This window comes from Sporosarcina sp. FA15 (genome assembly GCF_051550195.1).
Taxonomy (GTDB): domain Bacteria; phylum Bacillota; class Bacilli; order Bacillales_A; family Planococcaceae; genus Sporosarcina; species Sporosarcina psychrophila.
This window is the reverse complement of sequence record NZ_CP188818.1, coordinates 2,567,269-2,582,632: the sequence shown is the minus strand read 5'-3', so window position 1 is coordinate 2,582,632 and position 15,364 is coordinate 2,567,269. Positions and strand designations below refer to the sequence as shown.

The 15,364-nt window shown below is 41.3% G+C and carries 12 protein-coding genes; 9 read left to right on the top strand and 3 right to left on the bottom strand.

Going from position 1 to position 15,364, the window contains the following annotated elements; translation table 11 throughout:
• Window positions 1-43 precede the first annotated feature (43 nt).
• The 3 genes from ACP8HG_RS12350 to ACP8HG_RS12340 form a co-directional block, all read right to left on the bottom strand.
• Window positions 44-2,218 (bottom strand): 5'-nucleotidase C-terminal domain-containing protein, encoded by a 2,175-nt coding sequence (locus ACP8HG_RS12350; RefSeq protein WP_342538923.1) that lies wholly within the window; start codon window positions 2,216-2,218, stop codon window positions 44-46.
• A 178-nt stretch (window positions 2,219-2,396) separates the two neighbouring features.
• The gene (locus ACP8HG_RS12345; protein WP_438296488.1) at window positions 2,397-4,082 is read right to left on the bottom strand and encodes an N-acetylmuramoyl-L-alanine amidase; all 1,686 of its coding nucleotides are present in this window, start codon (window positions 4,080-4,082) and stop codon (window positions 2,397-2,399) included.
• Window positions 4,083-4,226: 144 nt separating this feature from the next.
• Window positions 4,227-5,192, bottom strand: a complete 966-nt coding sequence (locus tag ACP8HG_RS12340) for an NlpC/P60 family protein (RefSeq protein WP_438296486.1) — start codon at window positions 5,190-5,192, stop codon at window positions 4,227-4,229.
• 261 nt (window positions 5,193-5,453) lie between these two features.
• Here ACP8HG_RS12340 and ACP8HG_RS12335 point away from each other — a divergent pair, with 261 nt between their 5' ends.
• The 9 genes from ACP8HG_RS12335 to ACP8HG_RS12295 all read left to right on the top strand — a co-directional run bounded on the left by ACP8HG_RS12335 (window position 5,454) and on the right by ACP8HG_RS12295 (window position 15,305).
• Window positions 5,454-6,566 (top strand): glycosyltransferase, encoded by a 1,113-nt coding sequence (locus ACP8HG_RS12335; protein ID WP_438296484.1) that lies wholly within the window; start codon window positions 5,454-5,456, stop codon window positions 6,564-6,566.
• Between the two features lies 1 nt (window position 6,567).
• Window positions 6,568-7,842 (top strand): murein biosynthesis integral membrane protein MurJ, encoded by a 1,275-nt coding sequence (gene murJ, locus ACP8HG_RS12330; RefSeq protein ID WP_438296482.1) that lies wholly within the window; start codon window positions 6,568-6,570, stop codon window positions 7,840-7,842.
• 554 nt (window positions 7,843-8,396) lie between these two features.
• Complete coding sequence (locus tag ACP8HG_RS12325; RefSeq protein WP_342538921.1) at window positions 8,397-9,503, top strand: amidohydrolase; 1,107 nt, start codon at window positions 8,397-8,399, stop codon at window positions 9,501-9,503.
• 185 nt (window positions 9,504-9,688) lie between these two features.
• On the top strand, window positions 9,689-10,348 hold the full coding sequence (locus tag ACP8HG_RS12320) for a GntR family transcriptional regulator (RefSeq protein ID WP_187045636.1): 660 nt from the start codon (window positions 9,689-9,691) through the stop codon (window positions 10,346-10,348).
• A 15-nt stretch (window positions 10,349-10,363) separates the two neighbouring features.
• Window positions 10,364-11,563: a CaiB/BaiF CoA transferase family protein gene (locus tag ACP8HG_RS12315; RefSeq protein ID WP_438296479.1), complete on the top strand. Its 1,200-nt coding sequence runs from the start codon at window positions 10,364-10,366 to the stop codon at window positions 11,561-11,563.
• On the top strand, window positions 11,564-12,463 hold the full coding sequence (locus ACP8HG_RS12310; RefSeq protein WP_438296478.1) for a hydroxymethylglutaryl-CoA lyase: 900 nt from the start codon (window positions 11,564-11,566) through the stop codon (window positions 12,461-12,463).
• A gap of 4 nt (window positions 12,464-12,467) precedes the next feature.
• Window positions 12,468-13,505, top strand: a complete 1,038-nt coding sequence (locus ACP8HG_RS12305; RefSeq protein WP_342538918.1) for a TRAP transporter substrate-binding protein — start codon at window positions 12,468-12,470, stop codon at window positions 13,503-13,505.
• Between the two features lie 31 nt (window positions 13,506-13,536).
• Window positions 13,537-14,034 (top strand): TRAP transporter small permease, encoded by a 498-nt coding sequence (locus ACP8HG_RS12300; RefSeq protein ID WP_342538917.1) that lies wholly within the window; start codon window positions 13,537-13,539, stop codon window positions 14,032-14,034.
• On the top strand, window positions 14,031-15,305 hold the full coding sequence (locus ACP8HG_RS12295; RefSeq protein ID WP_187045631.1) for a TRAP transporter large permease: 1,275 nt from the start codon (window positions 14,031-14,033) through the stop codon (window positions 15,303-15,305). Before ACP8HG_RS12300 ends, ACP8HG_RS12295 begins: the two co-directional genes overlap by 4 nt.
• The last annotated feature ends 59 nt before the right edge of the window (window positions 15,306-15,364 follow it).

Genomic DNA, 15,364 nt, shown 5'->3' with positions numbered 1-15,364 from the left:
AGACTTCAGGCGCTAACCCCTCCGAGGCTGAATGTCGCTTTTTTTATTCAGCCTTCTTCGCTTGTTTTACATTGTAAATGAAGTTCGAGACAATTTTCGCTGCATGTTCCCGTGATGTAGATTGACCAGGCATAAATTTACCGTCAGACCCAGTAGTGATTCCGAGTTCGTGAAGCATAGAGATAGCGTTCACTGCTTCCGAGCCATAGTTACCGAAATCTGCATATGGTGCTTTTGCAGCTGCTGTGTATTTTTTACCTGTGTAATTTTCATACGCGCGTTCTAGCATCAACGCGAATTGTGCACGCGTCACTTTTTCACTAGGCATGAACTTGCCGTTAACGCCTTTAATCAATCCATTTTCGTATGCTGCAACAATTTCCGCTTTTGTATCAGCAGCATAGTTTTCGATGTCGTTAAATGGTGCCGAACCATCAGCTTTCAGGTCAAGTGCGCGGACAATCCAAGAAGCAGCTTGTGCACGTGTCATTTCTTTTTCTGGACCATATGTCGCATCTGTACCTTTCAAAATTCCGCGGTAATAAAGATCTGATACGTAAGGATAAGCCCAGCTATCGTAGGCAACGTCACTATAAGGGACTTTTGCTAGGATACGGCCTTCTATTCCAGAGTTGATTGTGCCGATAGATTTCATATGATCAGCGAAATTTTCCCAGTCGGAGAAGCCTGGCTCACTGGCACGTCCATCTGCATATGCTTTTTTTAGAACTTCATAGTTGTCGCCACCTTGAGCAGTGAAGACGTTAGTTGTGATTTTATATGTTTTGTCAGCTTCTATTTCCTTGCCATCGATTGCCATTGAGATGACTCGATTGCCGATTTCAGCTGCGGGATTGAAAATCAGTTTCATTCCAGAAACGTGAAGGAAGCCACCATCCTCCTCTGGGTACTTCTCGACAGATCTTTCAAAAACAGATTTCAATTCTGCACCGCTTAGTTCCATCAATGCAAGTGTATTACCAAATGGCAGTACAGAAATTGCCTGACCGTATGTAATCGGACCTTGTGGAATTGAAGTCCGGATACCGCCGCCATTTTGGAATGCGATAACAGTCGAAGGATCGATTTCTTTCGCCTTAGCGAGCATACCGTCCGTGATGATATTCCCTAGATTGGTTTCACCTGCACGAACACCGCCAAGATCACGGAGACCGCTAAGGAATACGCCAGCCGTGGCGCCAGTTGGTTTTTCCATAGTCTCTTTTACTTTATCAGAAAAAGGTTTAATAAGTTCTGCTGCGCCTGCGTCAACTGCGGCATTTTCACCGCCGACAGCATGAAGGACACCGCTATAATCTTTAATGACACCTTTATCATCGAATGTGATGTCAAGTTGACCTAAGAATTTATTGTACTCATTCGCTTGAACGATAAGCACAGGTTCAGTATCCTTATTAACTACGAAAGGTTCGTCAAGTTTAACATGCGTGTGCCCCCCGACGATAATGTCGATACCTGGCACGTTTTTAGCAAGAAGAAGATCGTTGTCGACATTGTCAGAGTCATTATATCCTATATGAGTAAGCGCAATAATTTTGTTCACACCGGCTTTTTCAAATGCAGCAACCGCTTCTTTCGCTTCCACAATATAGTTCGTAAATATCACTTTTTCAGGGCTCGAAATGTCTTTTGTTTCTTCAGTCGTTAGTCCGAAAATACCGACTTTCTCACCATTCACTTCTTTAATAATTCCGTTATAGATTTTACCGTCTTCGGCTTTTGCTTCGACTGTTTTAGATTGAAGACCATCGAAAAGCGGGTCTGCCGAGAAATCAGTATTCGCACTAATGAATGGGAATTTCGCACCTTTGATGAAATCTACTAGCGCTTTGTGCCCTTCTGCAGAGGAGCCAAGGTCGAACTCGTGGTTGCCGAATGTCATGGCATCGTACCCAAGATAATTCATAACAGCGAGGTCAGCTTGTCCTTCAAATTCGTTGAAGTAAAGTGTTCCAGAAAAAACATCGCCTGCATCAAGCAGGACATTGTAAGGCTTTTCTTCACGAATTTTTTTGACGAGTGCTGCACGTTCCGCAGTCGTAGCAAGGTTTGCGTGCGTGTCATTCGTGTGGAGAACCGTCATCGAGAAGTCCCCAGTTGCAGCAACGGGTGTTTCGGCAGCCATGACAGGTGTAATAGCAATTGAGCTTAATAGAAGCATAGCTGCTGTAGCACTTTTAGAGTATTTAATAGACAAAGTACAACCCTCTTTTCCTTTTTTTATACTATTTTATCATCATATAAATATATGAACTAATGACGAAATAGTCTGTAATCCAATTGTACCATTAGGCTCAGTAATGGACAAAACAATTTTGTGTAAATTCACAAAAAAATACCGAAGAGAGTAGTTTCACTCTCTTCGGTATATATTATTATTGAGCTGAATAGTATTGTACTAGACCTTGATAGATTGATTCAGCATATATTTCCAGATAGGCATCACTCGTCAGCTTTTTAAAGTCATCTGCATTTGAGATGAAAGCAAGTTCGACGAGGACAGCTGCGATATTGTTGTTCTTAATGACATAAAAACGATTGTCTTTCACACCGCGGTTAACCATATTTGCTCTTTTAACAATATTATTTTGAATGTAAGTTGCTAAAGATTTACTTTCTACTGAGTTAGCATTCGAAGATGAGTCGAAGTACGTTTCAGTTCCTTTTGCTGATGTCGCGGCGGCTGAATTTACGTGAATCGATACAAATGTTTCGGCAAAATTTTTCTTGGCAAATTCAGTGCGTTGTTCAAGTGAAAGGAACGTGTCATTTGAACGTGTCATAATTACTTTTGCGCCTGCTTTTTTCAATTTTGCTTCTACAAGTTTACCAACTTTTAACGTGATGGTTTTTTCTGATACCTTATTTTTTGAAGCACCGGGATCATGTGCTCCGTGACCCGGGTCTAAGATGATGATGCGATTAGCAAGTGGATTGCCTTTTTGGTTGAGTAGTTTTAAATATGTTTTACTAACGAACCCTGTTTTAGAATTCACACGAATTTTTGCCCAGTTACCATCGAGTGATAGCACTTCAACTTTTTGCCCTAGTGTTAACGCAGCGATAACAGGGGAGCTAGTGCCAGCAGCTTGTCGCATGTTTAGGCTTTTCACCGTTACTTTTCCGATTAGGTCGCCAGTCACGCTGGGTTCTTCAGGAATTGTCGGTTTTTCAGGTGTAACAACATTGTCATCGGGTGTTTCCGTTCCAGCTTCTACAGTATATTTACCGTTGATATAGCCTTCACCGTCATCCAGAAGAATTAGTAACCAGTCTCCTGTTTTACCGACAACTTCAACGATATCTTTATTATTTAGCTGTGCAACGATATTCCCATTCACTGATGGAAGTGAGCGTACGTTCAGCGTTTCTCCACTTGTTGCCACTCTTGCAAAATACGTACTTGAAGTTTGATCTGGTAGTTTAACGGGTAAAGCATACTTATCATTCATTGCGCGAGCTAGGAATAGAGAGAACTGTGAACGAGTTAAGAAATCGTTAGGCAGGAACTTTCCAGCATCACCTTTTGTTACTCCAGCATAATAAAGTCCATTGATACGTTCAGCGTATTGATGACTCTTCATATCTGTAAGCATCATTGGTTTTTCAGTTGAAATCTTTTCTGAAAGATTGAAAGCAACCGCGAGTGCATTACCCATCTCGCCACGCTTTAAGTTTTCGTTTGGTTTGAAGCTTCCGTTAGATTCCGCTTTAAAATAGCCAAGTGAAACGGCGCGGCTTATATACTCATATTGCTCGGTACCAGGCTTAACGTCTTTGAACTGTAAAGACGGGGCAGGGATGTTCTGCTTTTTTGCAGCAATGACCAGCATTTTAGCGGCCTGGGCACGAGTTAAGTTATTACCCGGTTTAAATTTTGAAACCCCATTTTCTAAGTATCCTTTAATAATATCAAGATCAGCTATGTAATTGACCTGTTCATAGTATTCCTTATCAGTTGTTACGTCCGTGAATTGAGTTTTAGCGAAAGATTTTCCCGGGACCATGGAAACGAGTGTGAAAATCATCATTACCACTGCTGCCCACTTAATTGTTTTCATTGTGTCCTCCCTTGTATTACTAGAGTTGTAGATTCATTTTAACAGTGATGTCCAATTATTGCTATACTAATAAATAACTATAATTGAATTTTTATATAAAAAAACCGAATGTTCCTTTAAGTGGAACATCCGGTGAATGAGAAATTAATTAGTGAGACGATCAGTGAACTTCTTGAACTGACTTGCAGTAACTTTATCGCTTAGACCGTAATTACCATCACCATAACCGGTCGTAATTTCATTGTGATAAAGAATGTTAATATATTCACTTGCCCAATGATCTTTTGGAACATCTTTGAAGGAAGTAACTGTAGATCCTTTAAGATCAAATGCTTCTACAAGTACTTTAGCAAGTTGTGCACGTGTCATTTCACCACTAGGATCAAATTTGCCGTCATTTCCTGAGAAGATACCTGCATCTGATACTGCAATGATAGCATCAAGTTGTGGGTGATTTGTAGCTACGTCAGAAAAAGAAGATTTAGTGCTCGTTTTTTTCAAGCCGAGTTCATCGACAAGTGTTTGTGCAATTTCAGCACGAGAAGCGTATGTAACTGCTTTTTTAACTGCTGTTGGTACGTCAGCCGATGCGACGAGAGAACCTGGTGTGAAATCATTCACTCGTTTAGCGCCGATATAACGGCTACCCCAGTAGGCAGGGTCGTTTATGGAAGAAATCATGACACCCTTGCTTGTAGACGAATGGATGAATTGACCGGACCCAATGTAAATTCCATTATGTGAAACTCCACTGCCGCTTGTATTGAAGAATACAATGTCGCCTGTTTTTAACTCGCTTTTTGCAACAGATGTTCCCATAGCATACTGTTGGCTAGCCGTTCTAGGAATGGAAATTCCTTGTTGTTTAAATACATATTGCGTATATCCTGAGCAGTCGAAACCGGAAGTGGTTGTCCCTCCATATGAATAAGGTGTACCTATATATGATCGAGCTGTGTTTACGAGATTAGTTGCAGAATCTGCTGAAGCCATGGACGGGATGGACGTTGAAAATAGTATGCTTGCAAAAATTAATAATAAAAAACGTTTCATTCTTTTCTCAATTTCCCCTTTCGCACATATAATAGCGTGTGCTTTATCTTTCAACATCTTAGCATAGCTAAACCTTTAATTCGGTTACAGTTACATTACAATAGCATTACAAGGCTAGTATTATACTCATAAGTAGTCTTAAAACACCATTTGACGGGATTCTATTCTATCAAATGGTGTTTTTGTTGTGGTTAGTAAATAGTGTTGGATGCAGTATTGGCTGTCAAGAGGTCGAATATAAAATGATATGCTATAATTATTGAATCTAAATATAGGACTAGCTCGTTAGGTTATTGAAAGATGGGGTTGAGAAATGAAATGAGAAAAATAGTCGTATTCAGCAATATGTATCCGTCAATGCAACATCCAACATACGGTCTTTTTGTGAAAAATCAGGTTGGCCTTCTTCAGTCTGCTCGTCTTGATGTCGATGTGGTTGCTATTCAGAATCCTGGAAAAGGGAAAATACAGGCATTGAAAAAATACATGACATGGTTTTTCCGTTCTGTTTTATACATGATGAAAAATCGCAAGAAATTATCCTTAACACATGCGCATTATGCGTTTCCAACAGGAATCATTTCATTGATTGGGAAAAAGATGTTTGGTATTCCTTATGTTGTGACTGTTCATGGTGGAGATATCGATAAAATGGCTGCGAGGAGTCAGCGCATTGCTGATATGACAAAAAACATTTTACGACAAGCGGAATCGGTCATCGTTGTTGGCGACAAACTTCGGGAAGATGTGATAAATAACTTCGATGTTCCGGAAGCGAATGTTCATGTCATGAGTATGGGTGTCGATACATCCATTTTTAACTATGTAGCTAAAGTAGAGGCGAGGGAAAAACTATCTCTTCCTATAGAAGAGAAAATATTGATCTTTGTCGGAAATGTGATTCAAGCAAAAGGCCTTCTTGAACTTGTCGAAGCGTTTGATTCACTGAAAATGTCGTTTCCTGATAGTTCGTTGTACGTAATTGGTTCGCAGAAAGACGGTCAATTTGTCGAGGAGTTACGGTCGTTCATACGAGAAAAGGATGTTGAAGACATTCATTTCAAAGAACCTCTTGGTCAAGCGGATTTGGCACTATGGATGTCGGCGGCTGATGCGCTTGTACTTCCTTCCTATCATGAAGGGTTCGGATTGGTTGCGCTCGAAGCAATGTCGGCTGGAACGAAGGTTGTCGCAACGGACGTTGGAGGGCTTTCTTATTTGTTGAAAGACCGGGCAGGTATTTTGGTTGAACCGAAAAATCCGGATTCATTGGCGAAAGGTTTATGGAGTGCGCTCGATGAGAATTCTAATGTCATTGATGAAACAGTAGTGCAGGCAAAAATCGCACAACATTCATATGAGACGATTTTAGAGGACTTATTGTCGATTTATCGTTCAGCCGAGAAAGGTCAGGTTGATCATAGTGAGTAAAATGATGAAAATTATCGGCGGAGTTGCGATTATTAACATTGTTGCAAGGCTGTTTGGGTTTGCAAGGGAAATGGCGATTAGTAATCAATACGGTGCTTCGGCAACTGCGGATGCGATTATTACAGCCTATACTATCCCGAATTTCATTTACCTAGTGGTTGGAGGTGCGTTGACGACAGCGTTCATATCTGTCTACCATTCTACAAGGACGGATAAAGCATTGTTCGTGCGAAAATCATTTACGACGGTTCTTGTAGCAGCAGTTGCGATTACGGCCATATTGATGATCTTTACAGATTCTATCTTGCATTTGTTTTTCAAAGATATGACTGCTGAAAAATTTGCGCTGACGCGAACTCTTTACCTTTGGATGATGCCGTCTTCTATTATTCTGGTGTTATCGACATGGATGAGTGGAGTAATGAACGTAAACGGTAAATTTAACTTGTCCAGTTTAGCAGTCCTTCTATATAATGCGTCTTTTGTCGGAATCGCTGTTGTTCTAACAAGTTATTTTGGTCCTGAATCTTATGGGATTGGTGCACTGGTTGGTGCGTTATTAATGGGTGTGTTCTTATATGTAGGACTTCGAAAATCAAAACTCTATTCTTTGAAGCCTTCATTTGCCATGTCTGTTGATACGAAACGTTTATGGGTGATTGCATTGCCAATTTTGTTCGGTGGTGCATCACTACAATTTTATGCTGTTATTCACAGAATTGTAGCTGGCGAGTTTGGTGACGGGACAATTGCTGCGGTCAACTATGCCTCGAAATTAACTGGCTTTCCGCAAGCGATAATGATGACTGCCGTAACAACCGTAATCTATCCTCTCCTCAGTAAAAAAGAGGGTGAAGGGGATATGGATACAATCCGTGCCCTCTATAAAAAAGGGATGCTTTATTTAGTTGCTTTGCTTGTGCCGGCAACTATGATAGCTTACTTTTTTGCAGATCCAATTGTCCGTCTTGTCTTTGGATATGGAGAAATGACGGAGAAGGATATACTGCTAACGGTATCGCTTTTCCGTGTATTTACACTGTCGATGTTTTTCCTTGCTGCAAACACGTATATTACTCGATTCTATTACGCAAAAGCTAATTCGATGGTGCCTGTCATATTCAGTTTGATAAGTGTCTTTGCGATTAATCTCGGAGTTATTTATTTGATGATTGACTCGCACGGTGCTTCAGCAATTGCATACGGTACGGTCATTAGTGCCGCGGTGAACTTCGTGATGCTCGCTATTTATGCGAGAGTGAAATGGAAATTGTAATTTAATAGTGTGATGGAGTTGCCCTGGGATATTTGGGGCAACTTTTTTATTGGTTTTGAGAGAGCGATCGAGCATATATGCCGCAGAACCGATCATAACCGCGTGCTAACCGAGCATATATGTTGCTGCCCCGATCATATATTCCTCTAACCGAGCATATATGTTGTTGCCCCGATCATATATTCCGCTGACCGAGCATATATGTTGCTGCCCCGATCATATATTCCGCTACCGAGCATATATGTTGCTGCCCCGATCATATATTCCGCTGACCGAGCATATATGTTGCTGCCCCGATCATATATTCCGCTGACCGAGCATATATGTTGCTACCCCGATCATATATTCCGCCGACCAATCATATATATTGCTGCCCCGATCATAACGGAGTGCTAACCGAGCATATATAGCGTTGAACCAATCATACCGGTCTGTTAACCGATCATAACTATCTCCAGCACCCCCTTTATATTTTCTAGAAAATAGGTTATTCTGAAAGATGTGAAGTATTTAATAATATAACGGTGAGACATAGAATGATTGGAGTGTTTTAATTGGTAATCAAAGAGCAAATTGGAAAATGGTTTGAACATTTTCATGCCTATCCAGAAGTGAGTTGGAAAGAAGTAGAGACAACTGCAAAACTAGCAGAAATATTAACTGAAATGAATGTAAAACATCATACATTTGACGATGTAACGGGTGTTGTCGCGGAAATCGGTGAAGGCAATCGTATTATCGCGGTACGCGCCGACATTGACGCATTGTGGCAGGAAGTCGGGGGTGTCTATAAGGCGAATCATTCTTGTGGGCATGATGCGAATATATCCATGGTGTTAGGTGCGCTTAGTTATTTGCAACAGGAGGAACTGGGCAGCCGAATCCGATTTATTTTCCAACCAGCAGAAGAAAAGGGCAATGGTGCAAACTCGATGATTGAGCGAGGAGCGGTCGACGACGTTTCATATTTGTTTGGTGTGCATTTGCGTCCACAGGAAGAAATTCCATATGGAAAAGTGACACCGGCAATTCATCACGGGGCGGCTGTATTCCTTGAGGGCAAAATCATTGGCGACGATGCGCATGGTGCACGTCCTCAGCAAGGAAACAATGCACTCGATCCGTTATTTGCGATTGCCCAGTTTGTGAAAACAATCCATTTTTCACCTTACGAAGCGTACTCAGCAAAACTGACAAAAGTGCAGGCAGGCGGAGATAGTCTTAATATCATTCCGGGAACTGCAACGTTTGCAATCGATGCTAGAGCACAATCGAATGTGGTGTTGGGAGAGCTGAAGGAACGTATTTCCCGGGGAATCCAAGCAATTGGACAGATGCACGGCGTGGAAATTGAATTGGCATGGAGTGACTATACACCGGCTGCAGAAGTGTCTGAAGAAGCTACAACTGTTGCACGTGAAGCTATCTTGGCAACAGTTGGGGAAGAGGGATATGCATCTGACATTATTACATCGGGCAGTGATGATTTCCATTTCTATACGATTCATAATCCGAACTTAAAAGCCGCAATGATTGGCATCGGAGCAGATCTTAGTCCGGGGCTTCATCATCCAGATATGACGTTCAACAAAGAAGCGCTTGATATTGGAGCGCGTGTATTGGCGGAAACGTTAAAAAAAGCATCGTATTTGAATAACTAAAAAGACTTTCTTGCACTGTGCCAATTGCGGCAGTGTAAGAAGGTCTTTTTAGTTTGTAATATGTTAATAGTTCATAAAGATACTGGTAGTTAACTATATTAAAATAGTGTTGACTAATTAAAATAATAACCCTATTCTGACTATAGAGATAATTGTATACAGTCGACGGAAAGAGGAATTAGCTTATGACAAAAATTGAGATTAAGAAATCAACTTTAAAATCGCAAGTTTATGAGTATTTAAAAGAAGATATTATTCTCGGGCGCATTAAACCGGGGGAAAGGCTCATAGAAGAAAAAGTTGCTGAAGAACTGCAAGTGAGTCGAAGTCCAATTCGAGAAGCCGTTAGAATGCTCGAAAAAGATGGTCTGTTGTCTGTCAACAAATCAGGTGGAGTTACAGTTGTAGAACCTTCAATTGAAGATTTCAGATACTTGTATGAATGCAGGGTTGAGATGGAGTCACTCGCCGCCTATTACGCGGCAGAGAGGCGCTCATCGGAACAGTTAGAAGAAATCCGTATGAATATATTGAAAATGGAGAAAGTAACGTCCGATAATTCCTTGAAAAATGTGCATGATGTTAACGTCAGTTTTCATGAATCAATCGTCCGTGCAAGTGGTAACCCATTTCTTATCTCAATGACTTCGCAATTAAGAGGTGTGAACAGTTTTTATCGGAAAGCTATACTTGAATTCGATCCGAAGCGCGTGGTAGATGCAAGTGCGGAGCATCGACAAATTTACCAAGCAATTGTTGACCAAGATAACATAAGTGCTAGAAAACTGATGAAACAACATATTGAAGACGATTATACATTATTTATGAAGTCAGCTATGCAATAGTAGGAGGTTCAAAAAATGACTAGAAAACCATTAGATGGAATTAGAATTCTGGAATTAGGAAATATAGTTGCAGCACCATTTGCAGGGAAAATATTTGCAGAGTTTGGAGCGGAAGTAATTAAGGTGGAAGAACCAACGAATGGTGATCCACTTCGGAATTGGCGTGTTATGGATAAGGATACGTCAGTCTGGTGGTACGTCCAAGGTAGAAATAAAAAGTCAATCACTGTAAACATGCGAGAAAAACAGGGACAGGACATCGTGAAAACCCTTATCGGAAAAGTGGATGTAGTTCTCGAAAACTTCAAACCGGGTACGTTGGAAAAATGGGGACTTGGATTCGAGGAAATGCAGAAAATCAATCCTTCCATTATCCTTACACGTATTTCAGGATATGGGCAAACGGGACCATATAAAGAAAAGCCAGGGTTCGGTAGTGTCGCAGAAGCGATTGGAGGTCTCCGGTATTTGACGGGGTATCCGGAACTTCCACCGGTTCGTGTTGGCATCGCACTTGGTGATATGGTGGCTGGTTTGTATGCAGTTATAGGGACGCTAATGTCACTGCGGGCGAGGGATGAAGATTCTGAAAAGAAAGGGCAAGTTGTAGACGTAGCATTATATGAGTCTGTTTTTAGTTTACTTGAAGGGATTCTTCCGGAATACGATCTTACCGGACATGTTCGGGAGAGAACAGGCACTACGTTGCCAGGCATCGCGCCGTCCAATACGTATTTATGTGCTGATGGAAAACACGTAGTGATTGGCGGAAACGGAGATAAGATATTTAAGCGTCTCATGACTGCCATTGGAAGGGAAGACCTTGCCAACGATTCTAACTACGGATCCAATCAAGGACGTGCGGACGATGTAACGTTCATTGATGCGACAATCGAAGAATGGACGAAACAGCACTCGCTAAAAGAAGTGCAAAGAATACTGGATGAAGTGTCAGTGCCTGTAGGACCTATTTATGGAATCCAAGAAATTGTTGAGGATGAACATTATAAAGCTCGTGACATGTTGTGTGAAGTTGAGTTGCCGAATGGAGGAAAAGTTTTAGTACCTGGAATCGTACCGAAATTGTCTGGTACACCAGGTGGAATTGAGTGGAACGGACCAACTCTTGGGGAACACAACGAAGAGATATATACGGAATTCATGAAATTCTCTATTGAAGACTTTAAAAGACTAAAAGAGCAGGGAGTCGTTTAAATGCCGGATGTAACAATAATTGACGTCAGTCCGCGAGACGGTTTACAAAATGATCCGAAGTCTGTATCGACGGAGGAAAAAGCGACTCTTGTACAAATGCTGGTTGAATCCGGAGTTTCAAAAGTCGAAGTAACATCATTTGTTCGCCAAGAAAAAGTTCCGCAAATGGCCGATGCGTCTGCTGTCATAAAGGCAGTATCTTCATTTAAAGGATTAGAACCGATTGCACTTATACCGAATTTAAAAGGGTATGAGCGTGCACGAATCCATCAGCTTTCGGAGATTAACTGGGTGAGTTCCGCAACAGAGACATTCAATAACAAAAATATAGGCATGTCGATAGAGGACAATTTGGATCAGTTTAAGACTGTTGTTAAACAAGCAAAAAGTGATGGAGTAAAAACCTGTTTTTCTATTGCGGTCAGTTTCGGCTGTCCGTATGAAGGAGATGTCTCGGAAGAGCAGGTACTTGCCCTTGTCCAGGAGGCTAAAGAGGCAGGAGCGGATCGCATTGGTATTGCGGATACAATCGGTATCGCCACTCCGGATCAAGTAGAACGTTTAATGGGGAAAGTATTACAGATAGCAAGCGATACACCGGTTGCTATCCACTTGCATGATACAAGAGGGCTCGGTTCGGCCAATGCATACTCAGCTTATCAAGCGGGAATAAGAATATTTGAAACTGCTGCAAGCGGGATTGGTGGATGTCCGTTTGCGCCAGGGGCGGCGGGAAATTTGGCTACTGAGGATCTCGTGTACTTATTTGAAAGAATGAATATTGACACAGGCGTGGATTTTGAGAAATTGTTGGATGCTGCGGATTATGCCGCGAGTTTGTCTTCAAAAAAAACGTTGGGACGTATCAGACACGTTGAAAGAAAAAAGATAAGGGGATGAGAAGATGAAGAAGTGGATGTCAATCATGATTTATTCAATTATTACAGTGTTACTGTTATCGGCATGTAGTGAGTCCGGTAATGAAGCAAACGAAGTCGATGCGGCTACGAAAGGGGATGGATTCGAAGCTACGACAATCCGTCTTGCTTATAACTTGCCCCAGGATCACCATATTTCTATAGGGATTGAAAAGTTTGCAAAAGATGTAACTGAAAAATCGGATGGCAAAGTAGATGTGCAGGTATACCCGGCTGGCCAATTATTAAGTGATAAGGATATGAATCAGTCCTTATTGTCAGGCGGAGTCGAAATGGTCGTGAATTCCTCGACTTTATGGGCATCAACCGTTCCTGCAATGGGGATATTCGACGTTCCTTACGTCTTTAATGATTATTCGGCAGTAGGCGAAGCCGTGAACAGTGAATTTGGAGATAAGTTACGAGGTGCAATGGAAGAAAAAGGCGCGAAAGTGTTAATGTTTGCTGACTATGGTTACGTCCAGTTTGCAAATAATAAACGTCCATTAAAATCACCGGCTGACTTTAAAGGACTGAAAATTAGAAGTATTGGTGATTTGCCATCCGAACTGATAAAAGCTTATGGCGCATCTCCTGTGTTTATGGGTGGCGGAGAAGTGTACATGGCTCTTCAACGCGACACAGTTGACGGTGCAACATCAGGTACTACCGCAATGTTACAGCGTAAATATGATGAAGTAACAAAGTATTTGACAATTAATAATTACGCATACCTCGAATTCTTATTGGCAGTCAATAAAGATTATTGGGATAGTTTACCTGAAAAGACGCAAGCATTAATTGAAGAAACTGCAAAGGAAACTGAAGTTTGGATTCGTGAGCAAGCAGAAAAGGAAGATTCTAAATCAGCTAAAGCGCTAGAAGAGAAGGGGATGGAAGTCTACGTCGTTCCGGAAGAAGATTTGGCGGAATGGAAAGAAGCTGCAGACCCGGTACGGGAAGCATTCACGAAACACACGGGGGATCTGGGTAAAGAGTTGCTTGAAATGACAGATAAGAAATAAAAGTACTCTTATTTAAAGGAGGAAAGTGCTTGTGAAAAGGATTTACAACTTTTTTGATCATTTAATTAGATGGGGAGCGTATATTGCCGGGATTTTAATTCTTATTACGACGGTAATGACATTTTATGAAGTAATTTCACGATCGTTTTTTCATAAGCCGACCTCATGGGCAACAGAATTATCAATATATGGAATAATAGGAAGCTGTTTTTTGGGAAGTGCCTTTGCAGTTAGGACCTATTCTCATATAACAGTAGATTTATTGATTAACAATGTGAATGACCGCATGAAAACGGTTCTAGCATATATTTCAAACGCATTAGGATTAGTATTTAGCGTGATTTTTACATTGTATAGCTTTTTCCACGTTGCGAAAACATTCGAACTGGGAGTGACATCTGCATCCTTACTGCGTGTCCCTATGTACCTACCGGAGTTATTTCTCCCGGTAGGAGGGACGCTGCTATGTATTGCATTTATCATGCAAATTATTGATGGCGGCATACATAAAGGGGGGGAGAACATATGAGTTTCTTTTTTACTGGAGGAATGGGTATCCTTCTAGTGCTCGGTCTTCCCGTCGCATTCACCCTTGGATTATTAGCGGTAGCGGGCATGTTTTTCTTTAACGGAGGCACATTCGCTTTTATGCAAGTCCCTATAATCGCCTATAAGTCGTTGGATGACTTTACGCTAACAGCGCTTCCTATGTACGTATTAATGAGCCAAGTATTGGTGATTAGTGGTGTCGGGCGGGATTTATACGAAATGGCAAGTAGATGGTTCCGTCATTTTCCTGGAGGACTCGCAATTGCAACGCTCTTCTGTTGTACGATTTTTTCCGCGATATCCGGCTCAAGTGTCGCAACCGCGGTAACTGTAGGGTCCGTTGCGCTTCCTGAAATGGTGAGGAGAGGCTATAATAAGCGCCATGTATTAGGACTGCTTGCAGCAGGTGGAACACTAGGTATTTTGATTCCACCAAGTATTCCGATGATAATCTATGGATCAGTAACTGGTGAATCCGTTGGAAAACTTTTCATCGCGGGAATCATTCCGGGAATTATTTTAACGATAGCATTTATGATCTTTTCTGCCTATCAAACGAGACATATTAAAGATGTGCCTGCTACATGGGGGGAACGGCTTGAGGCATCGAGGAAAGCGATATGGGGACTATTGTTGCCTGTCGTCATTATCGGCGGAATTTATGCAGGTATTTTTACACCGACAGAAGCAGCCGCAGTGGGCGTCGTTTTCAGTTTCGCAATTGCTGCGTTTGTTTATAAAAATTTGACGATTAGTAACTTAAAAGAAATCATGTTAGCAACAGTAAAAACAAACACGATGATTTTATTTATCATAATCGGTGCTATGCTCTTAGGATTTATCCTAACGATTTTACAAATACCACAAACGATTGTGAGTTTTGCAACGTCTCAGGATATTAACCCGTGGATAATCTTTATTTTGATCAATATCGTTTTGTTGATTTTGGGAATGTTTCTCGAGACGGTTTCGATTCTTGTTATTACATTGCCGATTCTTTACCCAATCATCATTGCACTCGGTTTCGATCCAATCTGGTTTGCAATCATTATGGTGATTAATATGGAACTGGCATTGATATCTCCTCCAGTAGGGTTGAATCTGTTCGTTTTAAAAGGGTTGGATAAATCGAATACGATTAGTGAAATCGTTAAAGGCGTCATACCCTACGCTGTTATTATGCTAGTCTTCATGGTCGTCCTATCATTTTTCCCTGAAATTGCGACAGTACTCGTCAATAATGTAGAGTAGAAAATATAAGAAGAACCGTCATCTGAGCATTTATGTGCTTGGTTGACGTTTTTTTGTTG

What these genes read in the sequence shown, in the direction of transcription:
- ACP8HG_RS12345 (WP_438296488.1), bottom strand. Translation starts at nt 4,082, where the DNA reads ATGAAAACAATTAAGTGGGCAGCAGTGGTAATGATGATTTTCACACTC.
- ACP8HG_RS12315 (WP_438296479.1), top strand. Translation starts at nt 10,364, where the DNA reads ATGACTAGAAAACCATTAGATGGAATTAGAATTCTGGAATTAGGAAAT.
- ACP8HG_RS12340 (WP_438296486.1), bottom strand. Translation starts at nt 5,192, where the DNA reads ATGTTGAAAGATAAAGCACACGCTATTATATGTGCGAAAGGGGAAATT.
- ACP8HG_RS12310 (WP_438296478.1), top strand. Translation starts at nt 11,564, where the DNA reads ATGCCGGATGTAACAATAATTGACGTCAGTCCGCGAGACGGTTTACAA.
- ACP8HG_RS12305 (WP_342538918.1), top strand. Translation starts at nt 12,468, where the DNA reads ATGAAGAAGTGGATGTCAATCATGATTTATTCAATTATTACAGTGTTA.
- ACP8HG_RS12295 (WP_187045631.1), top strand. Translation starts at nt 14,031, where the DNA reads ATGAGTTTCTTTTTTACTGGAGGAATGGGTATCCTTCTAGTGCTCGGT.
- ACP8HG_RS12335 (WP_438296484.1), top strand. Translation starts at nt 5,454, where the DNA reads ATGAGAAAAATAGTCGTATTCAGCAATATGTATCCGTCAATGCAACAT.
- ACP8HG_RS12320 (WP_187045636.1), top strand. Translation starts at nt 9,689, where the DNA reads ATGACAAAAATTGAGATTAAGAAATCAACTTTAAAATCGCAAGTTTAT.
- murJ (WP_438296482.1), top strand. Translation starts at nt 6,568, where the DNA reads ATGATGAAAATTATCGGCGGAGTTGCGATTATTAACATTGTTGCAAGG.